Origin of the sequence: Mesorhizobium sp. M0910 (assembly GCF_040319465.1) — a bacterium.
GTDB lineage: Bacteria > Pseudomonadota > Alphaproteobacteria > Rhizobiales > Rhizobiaceae > Mesorhizobium.
The window spans coordinates 362,061-386,292 of record NZ_JAMYNZ010000004.1 but is presented as its reverse complement, the minus strand read 5'-3'; the positions used below and the strand labels follow the sequence as shown (position 1 = coordinate 386,292).

General features: G+C 62.0%; 22 protein-coding genes. 15 read left to right on the top strand and 7 right to left on the bottom strand.

Features of this window, described 5'->3' with window-relative positions; all coding sequences use genetic code 11:
* Positions 1-68: 68 nt before the first annotated feature.
* Positions 69-884, bottom strand: coding sequence for an oxidoreductase (locus NKH78_RS12820; RefSeq protein ID WP_352470337.1), 816 nt, complete (start codon positions 882-884; stop codon positions 69-71).
* 106 nt (positions 885-990) lie between these two features.
* On the opposite strand from NKH78_RS12820, the gene NKH78_RS12815 reads away from it, so the two are divergent.
* Positions 991-1,575: a TetR/AcrR family transcriptional regulator gene (locus tag NKH78_RS12815; protein WP_352737185.1), complete on the top strand. Its 585-nt coding sequence runs from the start codon at positions 991-993 to the stop codon at positions 1,573-1,575.
* A gap of 12 nt (positions 1,576-1,587) precedes the next feature.
* Here the strand turns inward: NKH78_RS12815 and NKH78_RS12810 are convergent, their stop codons facing one another.
* Entirely contained in the window at positions 1,588-2,637 is a 1,050-nt protein-coding gene (locus tag NKH78_RS12810; RefSeq protein WP_352737186.1) for a LacI family DNA-binding transcriptional regulator, read from the bottom strand.
* Positions 2,638-2,784: 147 nt separating this feature from the next.
* Between NKH78_RS12810 and NKH78_RS12805 the strand changes: the two genes are divergently transcribed.
* The 5 genes from NKH78_RS12805 (at position 2,785) to NKH78_RS12785 (ending at position 7,593) form a co-directional block, all read left to right on the top strand.
* Positions 2,785-3,825 carry an ABC transporter substrate-binding protein gene (locus NKH78_RS12805; RefSeq protein ID WP_352737187.1) on the top strand — a complete coding sequence of 347 codons (1,041 nt, stop codon included), beginning with the start codon at positions 2,785-2,787 and terminating at the stop codon, positions 3,823-3,825.
* Between the two features lie 127 nt (positions 3,826-3,952).
* Positions 3,953-4,990 (top strand): ABC transporter ATP-binding protein, encoded by a 1,038-nt coding sequence (locus NKH78_RS12800; protein WP_352737217.1) that lies wholly within the window; start codon positions 3,953-3,955, stop codon positions 4,988-4,990.
* Entirely contained in the window at positions 4,987-5,874 is an 888-nt protein-coding gene (locus tag NKH78_RS12795) for an ABC transporter permease (RefSeq protein WP_254818216.1), read from the top strand. The genes NKH78_RS12800 and NKH78_RS12795 overlap by 4 nt, the downstream gene beginning before the upstream one ends.
* Positions 5,867-6,658 (top strand): ABC transporter permease, encoded by a 792-nt coding sequence (locus NKH78_RS12790; RefSeq protein ID WP_352737188.1) that lies wholly within the window; start codon positions 5,867-5,869, stop codon positions 6,656-6,658. Before NKH78_RS12795 ends, NKH78_RS12790 begins: the two co-directional genes overlap by 8 nt.
* Before the next feature lie 14 nt (positions 6,659-6,672).
* A complete protein-coding gene (locus NKH78_RS12785; RefSeq protein ID WP_352737189.1) occupies positions 6,673-7,593 on the top strand; it encodes a phosphorylase family protein in 921 nt (306 codons plus the stop codon).
* A 109-nt stretch (positions 7,594-7,702) separates the two neighbouring features.
* Here the strand turns inward: NKH78_RS12785 and NKH78_RS12780 are convergent, their stop codons facing one another.
* From NKH78_RS12780 to NKH78_RS12770, 3 genes are all read right to left on the bottom strand, one after another.
* A complete protein-coding gene (locus NKH78_RS12780) occupies positions 7,703-8,728 on the bottom strand; it encodes an aldose epimerase family protein (RefSeq protein ID WP_352737190.1) in 1,026 nt (341 codons plus the stop codon).
* Positions 8,729-8,807: 79 nt separating this feature from the next.
* Positions 8,808-10,265, bottom strand: coding sequence for an NAD-dependent succinate-semialdehyde dehydrogenase (locus NKH78_RS12775; protein ID WP_352737191.1), 1,458 nt, complete (start codon positions 10,263-10,265; stop codon positions 8,808-8,810).
* Positions 10,266-10,580: 315 nt separating this feature from the next.
* Positions 10,581-11,531, bottom strand: a complete 951-nt coding sequence (locus NKH78_RS12770; protein WP_352737192.1) for an AEC family transporter — start codon at positions 11,529-11,531, stop codon at positions 10,581-10,583.
* 149 nt (positions 11,532-11,680) lie between these two features.
* Here NKH78_RS12770 and NKH78_RS12765 point away from each other — a divergent pair, with 149 nt between their 5' ends.
* Both NKH78_RS12765 and NKH78_RS12760 read left to right on the top strand, forming a co-directional pair.
* Entirely contained in the window at positions 11,681-12,631 is a 951-nt protein-coding gene (locus NKH78_RS12765) for a caspase family protein (protein ID WP_352737193.1), read from the top strand.
* A gap of 106 nt (positions 12,632-12,737) precedes the next feature.
* Complete coding sequence (locus tag NKH78_RS12760) at positions 12,738-13,286, top strand: histidine phosphatase family protein (protein WP_254818209.1); 549 nt, start codon at positions 12,738-12,740, stop codon at positions 13,284-13,286.
* Between the two features lie 216 nt (positions 13,287-13,502).
* Here the strand turns inward: NKH78_RS12760 and NKH78_RS12755 are convergent, their stop codons facing one another.
* Complete coding sequence (locus tag NKH78_RS12755; RefSeq protein ID WP_352737218.1) at positions 13,503-14,663, bottom strand: epoxide hydrolase family protein; 1,161 nt, start codon at positions 14,661-14,663, stop codon at positions 13,503-13,505.
* A 711-nt stretch (positions 14,664-15,374) separates the two neighbouring features.
* On the opposite strand from NKH78_RS12755, the gene NKH78_RS12750 reads away from it, so the two are divergent.
* The 5 genes from NKH78_RS12750 to NKH78_RS12730 all read left to right on the top strand — a co-directional run bounded on the left by NKH78_RS12750 (position 15,375) and on the right by NKH78_RS12730 (position 20,339).
* The gene (locus NKH78_RS12750; RefSeq protein WP_352737194.1) at positions 15,375-15,659 is read left to right on the top strand and encodes an acyl carrier protein; all 285 of its coding nucleotides are present in this window, start codon (positions 15,375-15,377) and stop codon (positions 15,657-15,659) included.
* Positions 15,660-15,697: 38 nt separating this feature from the next.
* A complete protein-coding gene (locus NKH78_RS12745) occupies positions 15,698-16,885 on the top strand; it encodes a beta-ketoacyl-ACP synthase (RefSeq protein WP_352737195.1) in 1,188 nt (395 codons plus the stop codon).
* Between the two features lie 75 nt (positions 16,886-16,960).
* Complete coding sequence (locus tag NKH78_RS12740; protein ID WP_023676464.1) at positions 16,961-18,232, top strand: beta-ketoacyl-ACP synthase; 1,272 nt, start codon at positions 16,961-16,963, stop codon at positions 18,230-18,232.
* Positions 18,233-18,315: 83 nt separating this feature from the next.
* A complete protein-coding gene (locus NKH78_RS12735) occupies positions 18,316-19,344 on the top strand; it encodes a zinc-binding dehydrogenase (protein WP_352477635.1) in 1,029 nt (342 codons plus the stop codon).
* Positions 19,345-19,346: 2 nt separating this feature from the next.
* Positions 19,347-20,339, top strand: a complete 993-nt coding sequence (locus tag NKH78_RS12730; protein ID WP_352737196.1) for a lipid A biosynthesis lauroyl acyltransferase — start codon at positions 19,347-19,349, stop codon at positions 20,337-20,339.
* Between the two features lie 143 nt (positions 20,340-20,482).
* Here NKH78_RS12730 and NKH78_RS12725 read toward each other — a convergent pair whose 3' ends face one another.
* The gene (locus NKH78_RS12725) at positions 20,483-20,911 is read right to left on the bottom strand and encodes a L,D-transpeptidase (protein ID WP_254818202.1); all 429 of its coding nucleotides are present in this window, start codon (positions 20,909-20,911) and stop codon (positions 20,483-20,485) included.
* 222 nt (positions 20,912-21,133) lie between these two features.
* On the opposite strand from NKH78_RS12725, the gene NKH78_RS12720 reads away from it, so the two are divergent.
* On the top strand, positions 21,134-22,423 hold the full coding sequence (locus NKH78_RS12720) for an acetylornithine deacetylase/succinyl-diaminopimelate desuccinylase family protein (protein WP_352737197.1): 1,290 nt from the start codon (positions 21,134-21,136) through the stop codon (positions 22,421-22,423).
* Positions 22,424-22,553: 130 nt separating this feature from the next.
* Positions 22,554-24,032 carry an ABC transporter substrate-binding protein gene (locus tag NKH78_RS12715; protein ID WP_352737198.1) on the top strand — a complete coding sequence of 493 codons (1,479 nt, stop codon included), beginning with the start codon at positions 22,554-22,556 and terminating at the stop codon, positions 24,030-24,032.
* Positions 24,033-24,232: the final 200 nt, after the last annotated feature.

Below are 24,232 nucleotides of genomic sequence, written 5' to 3'. Positions count from 1 at the left end.
GTAGGGCCTGGCCAAATGTGTTGTGGTTGCTAGTCGCATGTGCGTGAAATCCTCTGCCTCGCCGTTGTTCAGACCGGCAAGCGGAACTGCTTGCGCAGGCTCTTGTCGAAAATCCCCGCGGGGGCAAAGCGGCGCAGCAGGCTGACCTGGCGCGCTGCGTTGCCAGCGGTATAGCGCCGTCGCGGGCGGGCATCGGTCGCTGCCTTGACAACCACATCCGCCACCACTTCCGGCCGATCGGCTTTGGGCATCACATCGCCCAGCAGCGCCTTGAGCCCGGCTCGAGCCCGATCGTATTCCTTCAACAGCGAATCCGGCTCGATGCCGTTCTGGTCGAAGACGGTGCGAACGAATGCCGGCTCGATGACGGAAACGCGGACGTTGAAGGCGCGCACCTCGTGGTCGAGCGATTCCGAATAGCCTTCGAGCGCGTGCTTGACCGCCGAGTAATGAGCTGAGTATGGCGCGGGTACCAGTCCCAGAATCGAGCCGATATTGATGATGCGCCCTTCGCCGCGCCGCCGCATCGACGGCAACACCGCATTGGTCATCCGCATGACGCCGAACAGATTGACGTCGAACAGGGCTTGTACCTGTGCGACCGAGGATTCCTCGGCGCCTCCTAGCAGACCGACACCGGCATTGTTGACCAGGAGGTCGATCCGGCCGGTCTGCGCGAGCACGTTGGCAACGAGCGCATTGACGGCCGCATCATCGGTCACGTCGCATGCCAGCATGGTCACTCCGCCCGGACCATTACTGGTCTTGCGGCGACTTGTCCCGAAGACAGTGAAACCCGCCCGCGCCAAGGCCTCGGCGCTGGCGCGGCCGATGCCCGAGGAGGCCCCGGTCACGATTGCGGTCTTTTCAGAATTCCCATTCATTTTGATGTTCCAGGTTCGAGAGGTCTAGCTTATTTCCACGAATTGAATTATGGTCGTAATATCAGATTATGAGCATAATGCAATAGCAGGACAGGAAAGAAAGACCATGCGCTACGAAAAGGGCCGAAAAGACGCGTCACGCAGCCGGATCATGGAGGTCGCCGCCGAACGTTTTCGATCTGACGGCATCGCGGCGTCCGGGCTGGCGACCATCATGAGCGACGCCGGGCTGACGAACGGCGCCTTCTATCCGCACTTCCAGTCCAAGGCGGAGCTCGTCCGTGAAAGCGTGGCGGCGGCCTTGGACGCGCAGTCGCATGAAGTGCAGGAAGCATTGGCCGCCGGCGGCCCGGAAATGGCCATAGAGGCATATCTGTCGGCCGAGCACCGGGACAATCCCGGAAAGGGCTGCGCTTCGGCGGCGCTGTTGCCGGAAATAGCGCGGCAGCCGCCTGAAACGCGAGCCCTCTACGCCGAGCGCGTTCAATCCCTGGTGCGCCAGATAGCCGAAGCTCTGCCGCCGACCGAGGATCGCGAGGGCACCGCGTTGGGCATGTTTGCAACGCTCATCGGCGCGCTTCAACTGGCTCGCGCCGTGGAAGGGACGGAATTGTCGGATCGGGTCCTTGCAGCGGGAGCAGATGCCGCAAAGGCGCTGATCCGGCCGGTTCAAAACGAGGTGGCCTCCTGAGGGCCGCCCGGACTATTCGGCCGGCTCGAATCTGCCTTGCACCAAGACTGTCTCCACCGGCCCAAGCGGATTGATGATCCGGCTCTCCAGGACTTCGATAAGTTTGCGTCCAACACCCGCCATATCGACGGAATGAACTCCGATCTTTGCGGGCAGGAAGCGTGCCAGCCGCGTGCTGTCACGGGTGACGATGTGGACGTCGCGGCCTGCTGTAAGACCCCGCTTGCCGAGAGCGTGCAACGCTCCCAGAAGGCCCAGTTCGTTGGCGCACGCCAAGCCCGTTGGCGGATCCGACGACGCCAGCAAGCGATCGAACCAGCCGGCGCTCGATTCCATGGTGAACATGCCATGACCGATCAGCGATTGGTCGATCGGAATACCAGCCTCGGCCATTGCCCTTCCATACCCGGAAAGACGCATGGCACTCGCCTGGTCCTCCGGAACGAGAAGTTGCAGCGCAATGCGTCGACAGCCCTTATCCATGAGCCGCCGGGTCGCCTCGTAGGCAATCTGTTCATTGTCGACGTCGACATAGGGATAGGCGATATCCAGGTCGGTTCTTCCAAACGCGACGAATGGCATGCGTTGATCCAGCAGCAGCCTGACGCGCGGATCAGCCGACACCAGGCGTGTGATGATCAGGCCGTCTGCACTGCGCGCCTGAAGCTGCCGCTGCACACTCTCAACGGGATCGTCGTCGGGAGTGGTGGAATAGATGGACAGACTATAACCGGCTTGCCGCGCCGCCAGCGTCATGCCTTCGATCAAAGGAAGCTTCAACAGATCGGACAGATGGTCTCGTGTCTCCATCGGGAGCACCGCCGTCAGCGTCTGCGTTCGACCGGTTTTGAGCGCGCGACCATAGTGATTTGGTAAATAGCCGACCCGCTTAGCCGCCTCCTTGACGCGGGCTATGGTCGAGGGCTGCACTTCCGGCCCATCCTTCAGAGCGCGGGACACCGTGGTCACCGAGAGGGAAAGTTCCGCGGCGATCTGCTTTAGATTGGCCATTGTTCGCCCGACTTCATTTGCGAAAGCGCCGGCTGATTTGCTGACCGCCACAGCGTTACCGAATTCGACATCCCGGTCAATCCGAACTCCCATAGGAAGCAGCTTGACTCTAGCGTATCCAGATGCAATCGTAACGTTACGATTACAAAATAATGGCTCTTTCAAGCGATATTCCATAAAAGTTGGGGAGGAGAACCTATGTCCTGGCTACGCATTTCCTTAACAGCATTCGCAATCTCGGCTGCCCTGCCCGTGCATGCGCAGACGGTCACCATCACGACCGCGGGCGGCGACTATGGCAACGCCATCAAGGAGGCCATGTGGGGCCCGGCTGCAAAAGAGCTTGGCTATGACGTCCGCGAGGAGACGCAGAGCGACGGCCTGGCCGCCCTGAAGATGCAGGTTACCTCGGGTGCAGTCACGACCGATATCGTCCACCTGGGTTCGCCGGAAGGGGCGCAGGCGGCCGCGCAATCGCTGCTGGAGCCGCTCGACTACAAGATCATCGATCCGAAATCCGTGCCGGAGGGTGCAAAGTCCGACTACTGCTATCCGTTCGATTCCTATGGCACCGTCATGTCGTGGAACACCAAGACCTATGGCGAGAACCCGCCGAAGACGTGGGCGGAGTTCTGGGATGTTGCCAAATTTTCTGGCCGTCGCGCGTTGCGCGCCAATGCGCAAGACTCGATCGAGATCGCGCTTCTCTCCGATGGCGTGCCACCGGCGGACGTCTATTCCGTGCTCAGCACGCCGGAAGGGCTAGAGCGCGCCATCAAGCGGCTTGAAGCGATTAAACCAAATGTCGCCGTGTGGTGGACCTCGGGCGCCCAGTCCGCGCAGTTGCTGAAAGACGGTGAGGCGGATTTGGTCATTACCTGGAACGGACGCGCCCAAACCGTGAAAGCAGATGGCGGCGCGGCTGACTACACGTTCAAGGGTTCGGTCATCGGCACGGACTGTCTTGGGGTGCCGAAGGGAGCGCCGAACAAGGAAGCCGCGATGAAGCTCATTGCAGCGATGACGCAGCCCGCGCGGGTTGCCAAGCTGACCGATTTCATTGCCTATGGCCCAGTCAATCCTGCGGCATATGAGGGTGGACTTATTCCCGCGGACCGTCTGAAGACACTTGCGACCGCGCCTGAAAATGCTGGCACTTCGGTGTTTTCCAATTCAGAATGGTGGGTCAAGAATGGCGAGGCTGCCCAAAGAGCCTTCGATGAAATGATGGCTCGCTGACTCTCAGCTCTGACGCATGTTGCGCAAAAATGTGCAGCGCGCGACAACGACATGCATGAAAACAAGAACCTGAAGCGCGTCGCGTGAAGCCGGTCGAACGCGACGCGCTTCAAGGCTGGAGCACATGATGAAGTCGCTCGCGATCACCATCGAAAGCGTGCACAAGGCTTACGGGGCCTACGTCGCACTGGATGATGTTTCGCTCGACATTCAGGCTGGCGAATTCCTCACCCTGCTAGGGCCATCCGGATCGGGCAAGACGACTTTACTCATGGCTCTGGCCGGTTTTGTCCGGCCGGATTCCGGTAAACTTTTCCTGGGCGATCGAGACATCACCCGCCTGCCGCCCAACAAACGAGACATCGGCATAGTATTCCAGAATTACGCCTTGTTTCCCCACATGAACGTCCTGGCGAACGTCGCGTATCCGCTGGTGCTGCGCAAGGTACCGAGAGCGGAGGCGCGTCAGCGGGCGCTTGATACCTTGGCCCGCGTGAAGCTGGATGGCCTGGCGGAACGCAATGTTGCCGCACTATCCGGCGGCCAACGTCAACGGGTGGCATTGGCGCGGGCTATCGTCTTCGAACCGCGCGTGATGTTGATGGACGAGCCGCTGTCGGCGCTCGACAAGAATCTGCGCGAGACCATGCAGTATGAGATCCGGCGTCTGCATGATCATCTACGGATCACCACAATCTATGTGACCCACGACCAGCGCGAAGCGCTGATTATGTCTGACCGGATTGCGGTGATGAATTCTGGCCGCATCCAGCAGATAGATACGCCGCAGCGGATTTATGATCGTCCATCGACCCGCTTCGTCGCGGAGTTCATGGGCGAGGCCAACATTGTGGCCCCGGGCTCGGCGCGCAGAATCGACGGCGCCGAAGCACCACACGAAACGCTGATGATCCGCGCCGAAAGCTTCCATCTTGATGCGAAGCTCGTCGGAGGAGACGGAGTGGCCCTCGAAGGAATACTGCGCACCAAAGCGTTCCGCGGCGAGAACTGGCTTTTGACGCTGGCGCTTGACGGTGGGCAAGAGGTTCTTGTCTGCATTCCGGCAGCGCTGGCCGGCGGCTGCGCCGAACTTGCCGCCGGTCAGCGGATGACCGCATATGCACCAGCCGCGAAGGTTCACGCGATACCGGGGGCGATGGCGTGACCGTCGTCCGGGATCCGGCGCTCGCAGCGGATGCACGGCGCGAGCGGCGGTTTTTTCTTTCGCTTTCGCTCCCGGCGCTGTTCATCGTTGGACTGGCGGCGATACTGCCCATCCTTTGGATCATCCGGCAATCCTTCCTGACCACCGGAGGTGAGTACACCGTCGGCAATTACCAGAAGGTCCTTTCGAGCGGACTGACATGGTCGGCGCTCGTCACGACCCTCGAACTGTCTTTGGGTACGCTAGCGGCCTGCATTCTCCTCGGCACCCCTCTGGCGCTCGCTCTGGCCAGTGTCAGACCAAGGTTGGCCAACGTGCTCATGGCGTTCGTCATGCTGCCGCTGTGGACCTCCATTCTGGTGCGTACCTATGGTTGGCTCGTGCTCTTGCGGCGCGACGGCCTGATCAACGCGGCGTTGACCGGTTCAGGCCTGACGGCGGAGCCATTGCCGCTGGTCTACAACTTCACGGGAACGCTCATCGGCATGGTGCACTACATGCTGCCACTCTTTCTGCTGCCTGTTTATGCTGCGATGCGCGATATCGACCCAAATCTCATTCGCGCGGCAGCGAGCATGGGAGCCACTCTCAGGCAGGTCATCCGCACCGTCATTATGCCGCTTTCGGCGGGCGGCATCTTCTCGGGTTCGATCATCGTCCTCATCTACGCCATAGGTTTTTTCATCACGCCGGCGGTGCTTGGCGGCGGCAAGGTAAATCCGCTCTCTACCCGGATCGAGCGTACATTATCGACCTTTCAGGACTGGGGATCGGCGAGCGTCCTGGGCATTCTGCTCCTCGTTCTCATGGCGCTGATCGGTGTGATGTTGCTGGCGGCACGCCGGCTGGTGGCCCAGAACACCGTGGAAGCCTCCCATGCTTGAAGCCTATCCGCAAAACAGGCTCGCCCGCATTTTGCTCTGGAGCTTTGCCGCTCTTGTCATGGCATTTCTGATGCTGCCGACGCTCGTGGTGGTGCCGCTTTCCTTTTCGGCATCTAATCTCCTCGAGTTTCCGCCGCACGCCTACTCGTTGCGCTGGTACGAGAACTTCTTCGGCTCGGCAACGTGGATGGCCGCGCTGAGGACGAGTTTGATCCTTGGGACGTTGACGGCGTTGATCGCGGTGCCTTTCGCGCTGCTCGCCTGCATTTCAATGAACCGGCTGGGCGGAAAGACCGCTGCGGCCATCCAGAGCGTCCTGCTGACCCCCTCGATCACCCCAGGTATCCTGCTTGCGATCGGTCTCTTCTTTGTGTTGGCCGCACAACATCTGATCGGAACGCTATTGGGTGTGCTGGTCGGACATGTGGTGCTGGCCGTTCCGGTCGCCTGCATTGTGTTGCTACCCGCTCTCGCCCGCTTTGACTGGAACCAGGTTCAGGCGGCGCGCAGCCTCGGCGCAAACTGGGCCAGAGCCATTGGCGGAATAATCGTTCCGCAACTTCGGATCAGCTTGCTGTCGGGGACATTGATGGCGTTCCTGACTTCGCTCGACGAGTCTGTGATTTCGATCTTCATCGCAAGCGGTCGCAACAGCACGATGCCGAAGCTTATGTTCCTGTCGCTGCGCGATCAGATCGATCCGACCATTGCGGCGATCTCGACATTGTGGACCGTCATCGTCGTGGCCGTGGTCCTGATTGTGACCCTTCGCCAAAAATCCTGACCGAGACTGGAAACATGCCCGCCAATCACCATGCAGCCGACGATCTGACGGATCATTCGACGGACATCCCTCAGGTAGGGTTGGCCATCATCACCGGGTCGGCAAACTGGGGGCTTGCCTTCCCGGAAGATGTCGAATTCGATGGTGTGCGCACCTTGCGGCGCGACATGAGTTTTGAAACACCTTTCGGTCGCACCGACAACTGGAAGCTGCTCGAGTTCGATGCGTCGATCACAGCGGAAGGGAGAGCAAAACGCGCGCTGTGCATGTATTCGCACGGCAATCCCCGCGACCATATCGACCATTCCTGCCACCGCCGCGCGTTCTGGGTATTGATGCGGGCGGGTGTACGGCAAGTTCTCGCCTGCTCGACGGTTGGCGCCGTCAACAAGGCGATCCAGCCTGGCGATATGGTGGTGACTGCCGATATCATCGAACTGACGCAGACCCCCTTTTCACTGCTTCCTGACCGCCAGAGCTTTGACTGTTCGGGCAAGCAAATCGTGTGCCCAAGATGCGCGGCGGTTCTGGTTGAAACGGCCCGCCGTCATTGGCCAGCCGAATGCCGCGTTTATGGCATCGAACAGCAGTTGGTGGCTGCCCACTGTTATGGGCCCCGGCTGACAACGCCAGCCGAAGCCTTGGCGTATCGGGGCATGGGGGCGGATGTACTCAACCATTCCATCGCCCCTGAGGCGACCCTGTCGCGCGAAATCGGCGCGTGTTTCGTGCCTTGCGCGTTCGTGACGGCGGGCTTCAACGACTATATGGATCGCAATCGCCAGAAATTGCTGCAGGAGGACGTGCTGCCCAATCTTTCCATGACAGCCTCGCGGGTCGCGCTGGAGACCGCCGCGCGACTTCCCGCTGATCCGGAATGCTCCTGTCAGGGTTTGAAGTCGCCGCAGCCGAAAGAACGCTCCAGCCGGTTCTGAGATACCCGCCAGATGGCTGAAGCTCTGCCGCAGACTAGGGATCTCGAGGCGCCGCGCTGGGCATGTTCGCGACGATCGAGTCGTACGCTTCGGCAGCGGCAGTCCAACCCTAAGGCAGCCTGAACCGGTATTCCGTCACGTGATGGTAGATCTGCCCGGGCCACAGCGTGGCTTGCGGGAAATACGGCCGGTTCGGCGCATCCGGCCAGATTTGCGGCTCCAGGCAGAAGCCCGAAAAGGCCTTGTATTGACGCCCCCCCAATCCAGGCGAAGACGGCGCCAAGTACTGGCCGGTATAGAGCTGGACGCCCGGCTCCGTGGTCCAGAGCTCCATCTCGACGCCGGAATTCGCGCCTTGCGCCCATGATGCCTGCTTCAGCGGCCCGCGGGTCGAGGCGAAGCAGAAATTCTGGTCGTAGGGGAGCTGTTCGCCCTCGGTCTCCATGCGCAGCGGCCGCGCCTGGCGAAAGTCGAAAGGTGTGCCGTCGACCGGCTTGACCGTGCCTGTCGGGATCAGATCGGCGTCGACAGGAAGATAAGCGCCGGCATTCAGCATCAGCCGGTGGTCGAGAATGTCGCCGGCGCCGCCGTCATCCAGGTTGAAATAGGAATGCTGGGTGAGGTTGCAGAGCGTCGGCTCCTCGCAGGTGGCGGTCAGTTCGACGCTGAGCGTGCCGGGGATCTTCAGCCGGTAGGTGCAGGTCACGTCGAGCGCGCCGGGAAAGCCCATCGTGCCGTCGGGGTCGTGCAGGGTCAGCGTGACAAAATCCCTGCCATGCAGCGAAACCGCCCAGGCCCGGCGCGAAAAACCTTGCGAACCGCCATGCAGCGTGTGCTTTTCGAGGAAATTGCGCTCGGTCTGATAGCGTTTGCCGGCAAGCGTGAAGCGGCCGTCGCGGATACGGTTGGCGTAGCGCCCGACGACGGTGCCGAAGAAGGCGGTATCGGTCTCATAATGCTCGAATCGGTCATAGCCGAGCACCAGCGGCGCGTCGTGCCCGGCCAGACGCAGATCCTGGATGATCGCACCCAGCCCGATGATGTTGGCGGTAAGGCCGCCGCCACGGATGGTGAAGCGGCGGACGGCCTCGCCCGCCTGCGTCGTGCCGAAAACCTCGCCGTCCTTCATTGCCATGCTCGCAAGTTTGCTGCTCGATGCCAGCCTGGCCTTTCGAAGCGGCCCAGGGTCGTTTCGGTATTACCGCATCAGGCTTCTAGAGACCAAGTCCGCCGATGCAGACATATTTGGTGTCCAGATAATCCTCGATGCCCTGATGGCCGCCTTCCTTGCCGAGGCCCGATTCCTTGACGCCGCCGAACGGCGCTTCAGGGGTGGTGATGAGCCCCTCATTGACGCCGACCATGCCGTATTTCAGGCCTTCCATGACCCGGAAGGCGCGGCCGAGATCGCCGGTGTAGAAATAGCAGGCCAGGCCGAACTCGGTGTCGTTCGCGAGTGCCACCGCCTCTTCCTCGGTCTCGAACTTGAATACCGGCGCTACCGGGCCGAAGATTTCTTCCTTCATGAAGCGCATTTTCGGCGTGGCATTGGCGATCACCGTCGGCTGGAAGAACGAGCCGCCGAGCGCGTGGCGCTTGCCGCCGGCGACGACCTTGCCGCCTTTGGCGGTAGCGTCGGCAATCAGTTCCTCGACCTTCTCCACCGCCTTCTCGTCGATCAGCGGCCCCTGCTGGACGCCGTCTTCGAGGCCGGAACCGACCTTCAGGCCGTTGCTCGCAGCAGCCAGCTTTTCGACGAACTGGTCGTAGATGCCGGCCTGCACCAGGAAGCGGTTGGTGCAGACGCAGGTCTGGCCGGAATTGCGGTACTTGGCGGTGATGGCGCCGGCGACGGCCCGCTCGATGTCGGCGTCGTCGAAGACGATGAACGGCGCATTGCCGCCGAGCTCCATCGACACTTTCTTGACGGTCACCGACGACTTCTGGATCAGGATCTTGCCGACCTCCGTCGAGCCGGTGAAGGTGATCTTCTTGACCAGCGGGTTGGCACAGATCTCGTCGCCGATCTCACCGGCGGCCCCGGTCAGGATATTGATTACGCCTTTGGGGAAGCCGACCTCCTCGGCAAGCGCGCCCCAGGCAAGGCCGGAATAAGGCGTCTGCGACGCGGGCTTGACCACGGCGGTACAGCCGGCGGCAAGCGCCGGGCCAAGCTTGCGGGCCAGCATCGAGGATGGGAAATTCCACGGCGTAATGGCGGCGATGACGCCGACCGGTTCCTTGGTCACCAGGATACGGCGGTCCGCCCAGGGCGACGGCACGACGTCGCCATAGGTGCGGCGGCCTTCTTCGGCGAACCACAATATGTAGGACGCGGCCGAGCCGATCTCGCCCTTCGATTCGAACAGCGACTTGCCCTGCTCGATGGTCAGCAGTTCGGCCAGCACGTCCTGATTGTCCATCATCGCGTCGTGCAGCTTGCGCAACAGCTTCGAGCGTTCGAGCGCGGTGGTCTTGCGCCATGTCTGGAAAGCAGCGTCGGCGGCTTCGATGGCGCGGCGGGTCTCGGCCTTGCCCGACTTCGGCACAGTGCCGATCTTGAGGCCGGTGGCAGGATTGTTGACGTCGATCGTCTGGCCTGAATCGGCCTGCACCCATTCGCCATTGATGAGATTGGCCTGCCGCATGAAATGGCTGGTTTTCTGAAGCATGATCTCGCCTCCGTTCGGCACCTGGCGGGCCGGTCGCTGATTTCGTGAATGGACGTGCGCGATAGCATCGCTAGAGCCACTGCTCTTAGCCCAGGGCAAGCCCCGCAAGCAATCACAAGATGGCATATAGGGTTTGGGCCAGCCAAAGCGAGAGCGATGCAGCCAAGGCTCCAGGGTATGTTGAGATTCAGGTCAGGCCGAGTCGAGAAGGGTGGGTTCCGAGAACCGGAACGGAGCGGACATTCGGGTCCGTGAGTACCGGAAGCGCAGGAAACCGCCATTCGCAGGCCGGCATCACCCGACTATCGACATACCCTACCCAAAAACATGGACGACCACGGCCAGCCAAAACGCAGTGGTCACGACAGCACAGGCGGTGGCGATGGTCATCTGGTTCGATGCCAGTGCCTGGCCGGTGTTGAACTGCACCGCGATGAGATAGGAATTGATGCCGGACGGCAGCGCCGCAACCATCACCGCCACCTTGGCCGTCAATGGCGGCAAGCCGATCAGCCACACCAGGCCGAGAACCAGCGCCGGCATCAGGAACAGTTTCAGCGCCGACAGCGCCAGCGCCGGCCTTACATTGCCGGAGATGCCAAAGCGGCGCAGGCTGAGCCCCATGGCAAACAGCGCAACCGGGGCGGCCGTGCCGGCCAGCGCGTCGCTCAGCCGCGTCGCAAGCACCGGCAGTGGCGCACCGGTGAAGCGCCACGCCAACCCGGCCAGTATGCCGATGATCAGCGGATTGATGAATACCCTCCTGAGAAAGCTCCTGACGACGCGGAGCGGATGCACAGGCTCGCTGCCGCCGCGGCCGAACATCTCGAACAGGATGATCGAGGCCATCATCATCACCGGCAAGTGAATGGAGACGAGCAGTGACAGCACTTCGAACCCGGCCGGCCCGAACACGCCGATGATGAAGGGCGCGCCGAGCAGGACAACGTTGGAGAAGGACGACGATACGCCGCCGACGACGCCGGCGCGGGCGTCCCGCCCGAAGATGCGCGTAATAACCAGATGGCCGGTGGCCCAGGTGAGCGCGACCGCCGCGAAATAAGCGCCCCATAGCGGCCACGGCGCCACGCCGTGGAAATCGGCCTTTACCATGGTCTGGAACAGCAAAAGCGGCATTGCCACGTTGATGGCGAATTCGGATACGCCCTCGCCGCTCGCCGGCTTCAAATAGCCGGTCAACCCGGCAAGATAGCCGAGCCCGACGAGACTGAAGACGAAGAGGACGGTTTCGGTAAGCGGAGACATTTTTCCCGTGATAGGCGAGGCCGGGCGGCGGCGCAATCGCCCTTCCCTCGCGAATGTACCGGCCAACAATCCGGCTGCTCGGATCTTGCCCGAATTTGCTCATGGTTGGATGCCAGCGCTATACAGGGTTGTCGGGGGACACGCGGCGAATGGGCCTTGTCGGAAATCAGTACTTCTTCAAGCAGGCGTGGCTGACGGCTTTCGTCGGCGCCATGCTTTGCCTCGTGGTGACCTCGGCTCATGCCGCGGAGCCGGAGAGCCTCAAGGGCGTGGCGCTGATTGTCGGCCAGTCGAAATACCAACACATAGCGGCTCTTCCCAACCCCGCCAACGACGCCCGCGACATCGCCAAGATGCTGACCGATCTGGGCTTCGACGCGCGCAGCGTCACCGACCGCGACGCGGCAAAGCTGAAGCGCGACCTCGAGCGTTTCGCTGAGGATGCCGAGGACGCCGACGTCGCCTTGATCTACTATTCCGGCCACGGCATCGAGGCCGGCGGCGAAAACTATCTGGTGCCGGTCGACGCCGACGTTTCTTCATTGAAGGACGCCGATCAGGCCCTGGTGCCGATCTCCGCCGTCATGGACGAACTGAAGAAGACCGTGCCGGTAACGATCATGCTGCTCGATGCCTGCCGCACCAACCCGTTTCCGGCCGACGCGGTGCTGCGCCGGGCGCCCACCGCCTCGGCCTCGCCGATCGGCGCCGGCGGGCTGGAGCCGATGCGCGGCGCCAGGGCACTGGCGAACGTTACCGCGACGGAAAATCTGGGGACGGTGATCGGCATGAGCCTGATCAATCTCGGCAATCTCGAACGGACCGGCAAATATCTGGACGAAGCCGAAGCCGCCTTCGAGGCGACGCTCAAGGTCTTCACCCGCGAAGGCCAGCCGATGCAATGGGCCTTCGAGCAGAACAATCTCGGCGACGTCCACTGGAACCGCGGCAGCTATGGCGGCGGCAATGCCGAATACCAAAAGGCGATCGAATTCTTCGAGAACGCCAAGCAAGGCTTTACCGAAGCCGGCTACACACTCCCCATCCTGCTGACCGACCGCAAGATCGATCTGGTGAAGAAGCAGATAGCGAAGAAATAGGCGTCTCGGCCACAGGTTGCACTCGGCTTGTCTTTCAGCCGGCTTTGCCGTCCCTATATGCCGGTCACCGGGGACCTGCCTGCCGGTCACCCGAAAAGGATGTCTGATGCTTCGATTTGTGCTGGCGCTGCTGCTGCTTGCCGTTTCCGCCACAGCCCATGCGACGGAAGCCGGCTGGGCGCTGCTCCGCGACGGCGGGCATGTGGTCCTGCTTCGCCATGCCATGGTCACCGGCACCACCGATGCGGCCAATTTCGACCTCGGCAAATGCGCGACCCAGGTCAATCTCTCTGAGCGCGGCAAGCAACAGGCGCGCAAGATCGGCGCGCTGTTTGGCGCCCGCGCCGCACCGGTCGAGCGCGTGCTGTCCAGCCGCTATTGCCGCTGCCTCGAGACCGCCCGCATCGCTTTCGAAAGCGAGCCGGAGCCGTTCGCACCGCTTGACCTGCTGAAGACCGACGAAAAGGAAAAGGCCGACCAGATTGCCGCGATCCTTGCCGAGATCCGCGGCTATTCCGGCTCCGACAATCTGGTCATGGTCACGCATCTCGAAAACATCAAGGAATTGACCGGGATCTCGCCGCGTGAAGGCGAGGCCGTGGTCGTCGAGCCGCAGGGCGACGGCCTGCGAGTACTCGGCCGCGTCACTTTCTGACTGCGCCGGAGCCGGTTGAAGCGTTCGCTAGTAGTGAAATCTAGCGTTTGGTACCTTAAGCGGAATACTGGTTCCGACCCGCGATGAGGTCTTGATCGAGTCCAAGGTCGACATTGACCCTTGGTCAGAACCAACGAGTGCTTTCAACGAAAGCGAATGCGATGGTACGTCTCATCAGGACTTCCGAGCCGTGACAACGGGGGAGGTTTTCGTCCTCTACTTTGCCGGCCGGAGCCTCAGCGGCTGAAAAAAGGCCCGGATGTCCTCGACCAGGAGTTCGGGTTGCTCAATCGCCGCGAAATGTCCTCCTTTCGGCATGTCGGTCCAGCGCTCGACACGGAAGACTCGCTCGACCCAGGAGCGAGGTGGCATAGGAAGCTCTCGGGGGAAGACTGCAACGCCGAGGGGCGGTGTTATTCGCTCCCTTGGCCCGAAGATCAGGGGGCAGAGCCGGTTCTCTTTGTAAATCCGGAGCGAGGCCTCGATCGTGTTACCGAACCAGTAGAGCGAGATGTCGGTAAGCAGCGTGTCTAGAGGGATGGCGCGTTCGAGTTCGCCTTCGCAGTCGCTCCAACTGCGGAACTTCTCGGCAATCCATGCGGCCAGCCCGATTGGGGAATCTGTCAGTGCAAAGGCTAGCGTCTGGGGCTTGGTCCCCTGCAGAAAAGCGTAGGCCCCCTCCGTCGCGGCGAAATTCGCCGCACTGTCGAGGAATGCCTTCTCCTCCGGCGTGACAGGTGGGTCGCCGCGACCGAGGGTCGGGCGGAAACTGCCTGGAATGTAATTCAGGTGCAATCCGATAAGGTCCTCTGGGTAAAGCCGTGCGAGCCAGGTCGAGACTCCGGCGCCGATGTCGCCACCTTGTGCGGCGAAGCGATCATGTCCCAGTTCGCGCATCAGCCCCCGCCACAGCTTCGCGACATGCTTTGAGCTAACGCCGGCCTGACGCGGCGGGGACGAGAAGCCGAAACCCGGAAGCGACGGTGCGACGACATCGAAGGCGTCATCGGCATCCCCGCCGTATTTGGCAGGATCCGTGAGCAGCGGAATGACATGCTCGAACTCGGCGAAGGAGCCGGGCCAGCCATGAGTGAGGATCAACGGCAAGGGCGCTGACCCCTTTCCTTTCTGGTGAACGAAATGGATGTCGCACCCGTCTATCGTGACCCTAAACTGAGGCAAGAGGTTCAGACGTTTTTCGTGATCGCGCCACCTGAAATCGTATCCCCAGTAACGTGAAAGCTTTCTGAGGAAATCAACGTCAGTACCGTCCTCCCATCCGTATGCGAAGATCGACGACGGCCATCTTGTCGCTTGGATACGACGCTGTAGGTACTCGATCTGTTCATCCGGGATGTGGATGTGGAAGGAATGCATGGCCACGGGTGTTGCTCCGATCAGCGGCGAAGAATTGTCCCATCAAGGCACAGAACGAAGGAAAACTCACTGAGCGACCGCTTTGTCCGCTACTTGCTCGTTCCCATCTACGAGACGAAGGTAACATTCCACCTGGTGGCAATTCGTTTAAGTTACCTGGCGTCAGATTTTCACCGCTACCAGCCAAGCGTCGACACGGAGCTTCCATCCCTCGATCATGTCCGCGAACGCGTCCTCCGTCAGTTCGGACAGATACGATGCTCCTGCCGGGCTCAAGGCCGTGAACGCATAGGTAATCGACGCCTCCGTGCCTCCGTTAGTGTCGGTCGGCAGGCCACCTCGACAAATCCGAAACGCGAATCCGGCGTAACGCGAACATAGCGGATGCGATGCGCCAGCCGTCCACCCAGGCTCATGTCGCGATGCTCAGCCAAGGCCTTGAGCACCTTCGCCAATCGTTTTTCCAGGCGCACCCGGTCTGCGAGCGTTTCTGTAGTCATAGATCTTCGTGGTACATTGGTACACGCAATGACCAGAGATGGGACGGTTTGGGCATATCGCCGGGAGGGGTTGCCAGCGACCCCTATTGCTCTGCCAGAACATCAATCCCAGCTGCGGTCGGCGCATCAGGCCTTTTCCTGCCCGGAAAAACCGATTAGACAGCGCCAAACACATGCGGACAGATTCCGCCCGCAATCGAAGGAAAAGCCCTTGTCCACCACGTTCGACAACGTCGCCAAGATCATCGCCGACACCAGCGAGATCGATATCGAGACGATCACGCCCGAAAGCCACACCATCGACGATCTCGGCATCGACAGCCTCGACTTCCTCGACATCGTCTTTGCCATCGACAAGGAATTCGGCATCAAGGTGCCGCTGGAAAAGTGGACGCAGGAGGTCAACGACGGCAAGGCTTCGACCGACGACTATTTCGTCATGAAGAACCTGTGCGCCAAGATCGACGCGCTCGTCGCCGCCAAGAACGCCGCGTGAACACAGCGCCTGACGCGCCCGACCCACAACAGCCCCCAATGAACCCCCACGACGTCGTCATATCAGGCATCGGCCTTGTCTCGTCGCTGGGCGAGGGTCCGGATGCGCATTGGCAAAAGCTTGTCCAGCCGCGCCTTGAGCCGGTTCTGGAGGCCTCGCGCTTCTCGCCCTATACGGTCCATCCGCTACCGGAGATCGACTGGAACCTGCAGATCGCCAAGCGCGGCGACCAGCGGCAGATGGAGACCTGGCAGAGGCTCGGCACCTATGCGGCCGGCCTTGCGCTCGACGATGCCGGCATCAAGGGCAATGACGAACTCTGCGCGACCATGGACATGGTGGTGGCCGCCGGCGGCGGCGAGCGCGACGAGGCGGTCGATGCGGCCATTCTCGCGGCATCGGAAAGCCGCAATGACCGCGACGTGCTGCTTAACGAGAAGCTGACCACGGAATTGCGCCCGACGCTGTTTCTGGCACAGCTTTCCAACCTGCTCGCCGGCAACATCTCGATCGTCCACAAGGTGACAGGCTCCTCTCGCACCTTCATGGGCGAGGAAGGTGCGGGCGTTGCCGCGGTCGAGACGGCGGCCGCGCGCATCCGCTCCGGCCAGTCGACGCATATACTGGTCGGCGGCGCTTTCCAGACCGAACATTCCGACATGCTGCTCGGCTATGAATTGGCCGGCTACCTGCATCGCGGCGCGTGGCGGCCGGTCTGGCAGAGGCAAGGCGCCGAAGGCGGCGGTGTGGTGACCGGATCCGGCGGCGCGTTTCTCGTCCTGGAGCAGCGCGAGCACGCGGAAAGCCGTGGCCGGAAGATCTACGCGGAACTCGGCCCGGTCCTGTCCGGTCGCGCCAGGCGACGGCGGGGCGAACTCGCCGGTGAGATCGCCGCGCTGTTGAAGCAAGCCGCATTGCCGGACGGCGAACTGCTGGCGATCTCCGGCGCTTCGGGCGCCCATGCCGCGACCGCCGCCGAGAAATCGGCACTCGAGGCCAATCCGGCGATCGCCGCACGCGGCTTTTCGACGCTGACCGGCCACATGAAGGAAGCGCAGTTCCCCTTTGCCGTTGCGCTGGCGGCCCTGGCTGTCGACCGCAAGGCGGCCTACCCTGTCTTCGACGCCACAGTCGAAAAACCGTTTTCCGGCGTCCCGAAGACCGTCCTTGCAACGGCGATCGGCTATCACCAATTCGAGGGCATGGCGCTGATCAAAGCCGCCTAGAGCATCGGACCGAAAAGTGTGATGCGGTTTCGGGCGATCCGATTGCTGCAAGAGAAACAGGTTTTTGGACAACAAATGGCCAATCTGAACGACCATATGGGCAGGCCTATCGTCGCGGTCACCGGCATCGGCGTGGTGACGTCGCTCGGTGTCGGCAAAGCCGACAATTGGGCGGCACTTACGTCAGGCAAATCCGGCATCCATCCGATCACCCGCTTCCCGGTCGATCATCTCAACACCCGCATCTCCGGCATGGTCGATTTCCTGCCGTCGAGTTCCAAGGGCGCCAGTCTTCTCACCTATGAGCTTGCCGAAACCGCCGCCCAGGAAGCGATGTCGGAGGCCGGCCTCGATGCCGGCGATTTCGGCGGACCGCTCTTCCTCGCTTCGCCGCCGGTCGAGCTCGACTGGAGCGAGCGCTTTTCGCTCTACAATTCCGACACGCACGACACCGGTGCAGAGAGGCTGCTGCGGGTAGCGCGCGGCCTCAGGGAACTCGACATCTTCGAGACCACCCAGTTCGGCTCGATCGCCGACCGGCTTGCCGACCGTTTCGGCACGCGTGGCCTGCCGATCACGCTGTCGACCGCCTGCGCTTCGGGCGCCACGGCGATCCAGCTCGGTGTCGAGGCGATCCGCCGCGGCGAATGCGACAGGGCGCTGTCGATCGGCGCCGACGGCTCGGCGACCGCCGAGGCGCTGATCCGCTTCTCGCTTCTGTCCGCGCTCTCCACCCATAACGACATCCCCGAAAAGGCCTCAAAACCCTTCTCCAAGGACCGCGACGGCTTCGTGCTGGCCGAAGGCTCGGGCGCCCTTGTGCTGGAATCGCTGGAGGCAGCACTGGCCCGCGGCGCCACCGTTCTCGGCATATTGCGCGGCTGCGGCGAAAAGGCCGACGACTTCCATCGCACCCGCTCCAAGCCGGACGGTTCGCCGGCGATCGCGGCGGTGCGCGCCGCTCTTGCCGATGCCGGCTTGAGCGAGGACGGGATCGATTATGTCAATGCCCATGGCACCTCGACGCCGGAAAACGACAAGATGGAGCACTTGTCGCTGTCGACGGTATTCGGCGAGCGGATCTCATCAATGCCGGTCTCGTCGAACAAGTCGATGATCGGCCATACCCTATCGGCTGCCGGTGCCGTCGAGGCCGCATTTTCGCTGATGACGATGCGCGAAAGCGTCATTCCGCCGACCATCAACTATGACAATCCCGACCCGGCGATCGTGCTCGACGTGGTGCCGAACACCAAGCGCAACGCCGAGGTCGGCACCGTCCTGTCGAACTCCTTCGGCTTCGGCGGCCAGAACACCTGCCTTGTCATGGCGCGGGAACCGGTCTAAGCGACCGTTCCGCTCTAGCACTTTTGTCGTGCGCATGGTCCTTTCCGAAACGGTTCTCGGTCCTGCGCAACCTGGGATCTGGCATGCGCGCATTGCAACTTATCGAGGATCGCCGGCTTGAAACGGTGGACCTGCCGCCACCGCCGCCGCCGTCGCTCGGCGAGGTGACGCTGCGCATCAAGGCCGTGGCGCTGAACCATATCGACGTCTGGGGCTGGCGCGGCATGGCTTTCGCCAAGCGCAAGCTGCCGCTGGTCGTCGGCGCCGAAGCCTCAGGCGAGGTCGAGGCGGTCGGCCCCGGCGTTTCCAGCCTCCTGCCCGGACAGTTGGTGTCGATCTATGGCGCCCGCACCTGCGGGCTTTGCCGCGCCTGCCGCGAAGGCCGTGACAATCTCTGCGAGCATGTTTCGGGCGTCCACGGCTTCCATCTCGACGGCTTTGCGCAGGAAAAGATCAACTTGCCGGCGCGCCTTCTGGTCCCCGCCCCGCCAGGCGTGAGCGAAATCGGCGCGGCGGTGGCGCCTGTCACCTTCGGCACGGTCGAGCACATGCTGTTCGACAATGCCCGGCTGCAGCCCGGCGAGACGATACTGGTCCATGCCGGCGGCTCCGGCATCGGCTCCGCCGCTATTCAGCTGGCCAAGAAGATGGGCTGCACGGTCATCACCACCGTCGGCTCGAACGACAAGATCGACAAGGCCAAGGCGCTCGGCGCCGACCACGTCATCAATTACCGCGACGACCGCTTCGAGGGCGTCGTGCGCAAGCTGACCAAGAAGAAGGGCGTCGACGTGGTGTTCGAGCATGTCGGCGCCGACACCTTTGCCGCGTCCATGCTGTGCCTCAAACGCGGCGGCCGGCTGGTCACCTGCGGCTCGACCTCCGGCGTGTCGACGCAGATCAATTTGATGCAGTTGTTCCAGCAGCAGCTGAAGCTGCTCGGCTCGTTCGGCTGCCGCATGGAAAACATGGCCGACGCCATGCAGAAGATGGCGGCGGGCCTGGTCGCGCCGGTGATCGACACCGAGGTCGGCTTCGACGGCATCGATGCGGCGCTGAAACGCATGGAAGGCCGCGACGTCTTCGGCAAGATCATCCTGCGCGTCGGCTGAGAATGATCGGCAACGCCTTCAAGAAGATCCGCAGGGACCTGGGATTCCGCTATGGCAGGCGGCTTCGCCAGTTCAATTACTGGCTGGTCGCGCGGGTCGCGATGATCATCATCTCCGCGCTGCGCCTGCTGCCGCCCGACAGCGCGCTCAATTTTGCCGACCGCGCCGCCCGCCGCATCGGCCCTTGGGTGGCGCGCCATCAGGTTGCGGTCGACAATCTGCGCCAGGCCTATCCGGAAAAAAGCGATGCCGAGATCGAAGCGATCGCTTCCGACATGTGGGGCAACATGGCCCGCCTGGCCGCCGAATACATTTTTCTCGATGCTTTGTTCGACTACGATCCCACTGCGACGAAGCCAGGCCGCGTCGAGGTCAAGGGCGTGGAGCATTTCGTGCGCATCGCGGGCGAGGACAAGCCGCATATCGTCTTCACCGGGCATCTCGGCAATTTCGAACTGCTGCCGGTGGCGGCGGCGACTTTCGGCATGAATATCACGGCGCTGTTTCGCCCGCCCAACAACCCTTACCTCGCCGACTACATCCTCTCGACCCGCCGCTCGAGCATGGGATCGCTGCTGCCGTCTTCGACCGGTGCCTCGTTCGCGCTTGCGGCCGTCCTGGAGAAGGGCGGCAATATCGGCGTGCTAGTCGACCAGAAATTCACCGGCGGGCTCGAGACGACATTCTTCGGCCGCCCCTGCGAGAGCAACCGGGTCCTCGGCACCCTGGCGCGGCACTACGATTGCGATGTCTACCCGGCGCGCTGCGTGCGCTTGCCGAACAATCGTTTCCGGCTAGAGATCGAGGACAAGCTCACCTTGCCGCGCACCGCCGGCGGCAGTGTCGACGTCCCCGCCACCACCCAGCTTCTCAACGACGTGGTCGAGCGCTGGGTGCGCGAAGACCCCGGCCAGTGGATGTGGTTCCACAAGCGCTGGGAGATCAGCGGCCGCAAAAAGCGTCGGCCGGCGACAATGCGCTACAAAGCCGCCTGAGCGCACCATCTTTTTCGGGCACAAGCCTTATTTTGTTCTTGCTTTGTGCCGGCAGCTATGCTACTAATTTCGCTATGGTGCTATTTGGCTCCGACGAACCCGCCGCTCCGGCGGGTTTTTTGTTGCGGGCCGAGGAGCAGACCCTAATTCGTCACGAGGATCCGCGTATTGCCGAAGCCGGCTTTGCGCACCATCGAATAGAATGCGGCCGCGTTGCTGGGGTGAAGACGCACACAGCCATGCGATGCCGGGCGCCCCAATTGCCGGATCGCGCCGGTGCCGTGGATGGCATAGCCGCCGCGGAAGAACACCGAATAGGGCATCGGCGACATGTCGTATTTGCGCGAATACCACATCCGGGCCGTCCGCTGTGGACGATAGCTGCCGCGTGGCGTGATGTAGCCTTTGCGGGCGGTGGAAACGCTCCACCGGTAATACGACAGCCCGTATCTTACCGTCATCGTCTGCGAGGAAATATCGATGTTCGCGACCAGGCTGGCCGCACGGCTCTCGAACGACGAACCGAACAGCATCGCTACTAATGCAGCTGCCATGAGAACAGTGTTTTTCATGCAATCAAACCCCTTTGATGCCCCTTGCCTGCCTGCCCTCACGCTGTTCCCCAGCGTTTTGATGGCAAGCCAGCGAGCTAACACTTACTCCCTGACGATTTCACCAATCCCAAGCAGCGAATTTGAACGATTTCCCGCAATAGTTGCCGTAACGACACGCAATCGCCTGGCAATTCGCCATCGGGCTTGCAAAACCCCCTCATCCGCTGCTCAATTCGCCGAATGAACGAACCGAACGAACGGCTCCTCAAGGCTATCGATGACCGAGCCGATGATCTGGTTGCACTGACTGCGGATCTGATCCGCTTTCCGACCATCAATCCGCCCGGCGAAGCCTATCGGCCATGTGCCGAATATATCGGCGCGCGGCTGAAGAAGCGTGGTTTTGAGACGGAATTCATCCGTGCCGAGGGCACGCCTGGCGACACTGACCATTACCCGCGCGTCAATGTCGTCGCCCGCTTCGATGGCCGGGCGCCGGGTGCTTGCGTGCACTTCAATTCGCATATCGACGTCGTCGAGCCCGGCGACGGCTGGAGTCTCGATCCATTCGCCGGCATCGTCAGGGATGGCAAGGTCTATGGCCGCGGCGCTTGCGACATGAAAGGCGGGCTTGCCGCCTCGATCATCGCCGCTGAAGCCTTCATGGAGGTCTTTCCCGATTTTCCCGGCGCCATCGAGATTTCAGGCACGGTCGACGAGGAGTCCGGCGGCTTTGGCGGCGTCGCGCATCTGGCCAAGCTCGGCTATTTCTCCAGGCCGAAGGTCGACCACGTCATCATTCCCGAACCGCTCAACAAGGATCGCATCTGCCTTGGCCATCGCGGCGTCTGGTGGGCGGAGATCGAGACCAGGGGCGAGATCGCGCACGGCTCGATGCCGTTCCTCGGCGACAATGCGGTGCGCCATATGGGCGCCGTGCTGCGCGCCTTCGAGGACGAATTGTTTCCGGCGCTCGACCGCAAGATGACGTGCATGCCGGTCGTGCCCGAAGGCGCAAAACGCTCAACCATGAACATCAACTCGGTCCATGGCGGCCAGACGGAGGATTTCCGGCCCGGCCTGCCCTCGCCCAACGTGCCCGATTCCTGCCGGCTGACCATCGACCGCCGCTTCCTGCTCGAAGAGGATCTCGCTACGGTCAAGAGCGAGGTGACCGATATCCTCGAACGGCTGAAGCGCGAGCGCAAAAAGTTCGACTACGAAATCCGCGATCTGATGGAGGTGCTGCCGCTGATGACCGAGCGCGACGCGCCGGTGGTTAAGGCGGTCGCGCAAGGCATCATGGAGATATTCGACCGCGAACCGGATTACGTGATTTCGCCCGGCACTTACGACCAGAAGCACATCGCCCGTATCGGCCACATCTATGACTGCATCGCCTATGGCCCGGGCATCCTCGATCTCGCCCACCGGCCCGATGAATGGGTCGGCATTGCCGATATGCTGGACTCGGCAAAGGTGATGGCGATCGGCCTCGACGTTCTGCTGAGGGACGCCGGCCCGCGATGATCCGGCCTTGGGCGAAAAAACATTCCTCCCGGCGACCGCCGACGGGACGAAACGCAATTTACTCGGCGGCGAATTCACGCTTCTATCCGGCCGGGTTTGAGCACGTGTTTTAGACATGGGGAGTTGCACGATGAAATTGTGGAAAACCATTCTGGCCGCCGCGGCGCTGGCGTTGGCCGCCGGAACCTCGGCGATGGCCGCGCGCACCGACCTGGTCATCGGCATTACGCTCGAACCCCCGCATCTCGACCCGACCGCGGGTGCCGCCGCGGCAATCGACGAGGTACTCTATGCCAATGTCTTCGAGGGCCTGACCCGCATCGGCCCGAACGGCGAGGTGCTGCCCGATCTCGCGGAAAGCTGGAGCATTTCCGACGACGGCAAGGTCTACATTTTCAAGCTGCATACCGGCGTGAAATTCCATGACGGCACCGACTTCAACGCCGACGACGTGAAATTCTCGCTCGACCGTGCCCGCGCCGAAAATTCTGTCAACGCGCAAAAGGGCCTGTTTGCCGCCATCGACAAGGTCGAGGTTGTCGATCCCGCGACGGTAAAGGTCACGCTGAAGAACCCGCAAGGCTCGTTCCTCTACAATATGGGCTGGGGCGACGCGGTTATCGTGGCGCCTGAGACAGCCGACACCAACAAGGAAAAGCCTGTTGGCACCGGCCCATTCAAGTTCCAGAACTGGGCCAAGGGCTCATCGATCACGCTGGTCAAGTCGGACAGTTACTGGGGCGCCCCGGTATTCCTCGACAAGGCCGAGTTCCGCATCATTCCGGATGCCGCCGCCGCCGTTCCGGCGCTGCTTTCCGGCGACGTTCAGGCCTTTCCGTTCTTCGACCCCGACAGCGTCGCCCAGGTGAAGGACGACCCACGCTTCAAGGTGGTGATCGGCTCGACCGAGGGTGAAACCATCCTGTCGATCAACAACAAGAAGCCGCCCTTCGACAAGCTGCAGGTCAGGCAGGCGATTTCCTTTGCGCTCGATCGCAAGGCGATCATCGACGGCGCCTCGGCCGGCCTCGGCGTGCCGATCGGCTCGCACATGTCGCCCGCCAGCAAAGCCTATGTCGACCTCACCGGCCTCTATCCTCACAATGTGGAGAAGGCCAAGGAATTGCTGAAGGAAGCCGGCCTGGAGAATGGCTTCAAGGCGACGCTCAAGCTGCCGCCGCCCTCCTACGCGCGGCTCGGTGGCGAGATCATCGCCTCCGAGCTTCGCGAAATCGGCATCGATCTCGAGATCATACCGGTTGAATGGGCGCAATGGCTGGACCAGGTCTTCACCAAGAAGGATTACGACCTGACCATCGTTTCCCATACCGAGCCTAACGACATCGATATCTATTCGCGTAAGGACTATTACTTCAATTACGACAATCCGGCCTTCGACAAGATCATCGAGGAGCTGAACCTTACCTCCGATGAGGCCAAGCGCACGACGCTGCTCGGCGAGGCGCAGAAGGTCCTGGCAGATGACGCCGTGGTCGGCTTCCTGTACGAATTGCCGAAGGTCGGCGTCTGGGACGCCAAACTGCAGGGCCTGTGGGAAAACGCCCCGATCCAGGCCAACGACCTGACCAAGGTGAAGTGGACGGATTGAGGCGCTGACAGAAGGGGCGAAAGTTGCACTCCGTCACACCCCCCTCTGTGCCGGACATCTCCCCCTCAAGCGGGGAGACTGGCCGTTTCCGCGCTGGCACTGCCCTGGCAACGCCAGTGGTTAGCGAAAGCGGCGATGAGGGCTCAATCTCCCCGCTTGAGGGGGAGATGTCCGGCACAAAGGGTGGGCGGGAACGCAAG

Coding starts and splice junctions, on each gene's coding strand:
- NKH78_RS12745 (WP_352737195.1), top strand. CDS start 15,698: ATGAACCCCCACGACGTCGTCATATCAGGCATCGGCCTTGTCTCGTCG.
- NKH78_RS12760 (WP_254818209.1), top strand. CDS start 12,738: ATGCTTCGATTTGTGCTGGCGCTGCTGCTGCTTGCCGTTTCCGCCACA.
- NKH78_RS12805 (WP_352737187.1), top strand. CDS start 2,785: ATGTCCTGGCTACGCATTTCCTTAACAGCATTCGCAATCTCGGCTGCC.
- NKH78_RS12815 (WP_352737185.1), top strand. CDS start 991: ATGCGCTACGAAAAGGGCCGAAAAGACGCGTCACGCAGCCGGATCATG.
- NKH78_RS12735 (WP_352477635.1), top strand. CDS start 18,316: ATGCGCGCATTGCAACTTATCGAGGATCGCCGGCTTGAAACGGTGGAC.
- NKH78_RS12800 (WP_352737217.1), top strand. CDS start 3,953: ATGAAGTCGCTCGCGATCACCATCGAAAGCGTGCACAAGGCTTACGGG.
- NKH78_RS12765 (WP_352737193.1), top strand. CDS start 11,681: ATGGGCCTTGTCGGAAATCAGTACTTCTTCAAGCAGGCGTGGCTGACG.
- NKH78_RS12785 (WP_352737189.1), top strand. CDS start 6,673: ATGCCCGCCAATCACCATGCAGCCGACGATCTGACGGATCATTCGACG.
- NKH78_RS12775 (WP_352737191.1), bottom strand. CDS start 10,265: ATGCTTCAGAAAACCAGCCATTTCATGCGGCAGGCCAATCTCATCAAT.
- NKH78_RS12790 (WP_352737188.1), top strand. CDS start 5,867: ATGCTTGAAGCCTATCCGCAAAACAGGCTCGCCCGCATTTTGCTCTGG.
- NKH78_RS12720 (WP_352737197.1), top strand. CDS start 21,134: ATGAACGAACCGAACGAACGGCTCCTCAAGGCTATCGATGACCGAGCC.
- NKH78_RS12730 (WP_352737196.1), top strand. CDS start 19,347: ATGATCGGCAACGCCTTCAAGAAGATCCGCAGGGACCTGGGATTCCGC.
- NKH78_RS12740 (WP_023676464.1), top strand. CDS start 16,961: ATGGCCAATCTGAACGACCATATGGGCAGGCCTATCGTCGCGGTCACC.
- NKH78_RS12755 (WP_352737218.1), bottom strand. CDS start 14,663: ATGCATTCCTTCCACATCCACATCCCGGATGAACAGATCGAGTACCTA.
- NKH78_RS12770 (WP_352737192.1), bottom strand. CDS start 11,531: ATGTCTCCGCTTACCGAAACCGTCCTCTTCGTCTTCAGTCTCGTCGGG.
- NKH78_RS12780 (WP_352737190.1), bottom strand. CDS start 8,728: ATGGCAATGAAGGACGGCGAGGTTTTCGGCACGACGCAGGCGGGCGAG.
- NKH78_RS12725 (WP_254818202.1), bottom strand. CDS start 20,911: ATGAAAAACACTGTTCTCATGGCAGCTGCATTAGTAGCGATGCTGTTC.
- NKH78_RS12820 (WP_352470337.1), bottom strand. CDS start 884: ATGAATGGGAATTCTGAAAAGACCGCAATCGTGACCGGGGCCTCCTCG.
- NKH78_RS12715 (WP_352737198.1), top strand. CDS start 22,554: ATGAAATTGTGGAAAACCATTCTGGCCGCCGCGGCGCTGGCGTTGGCC.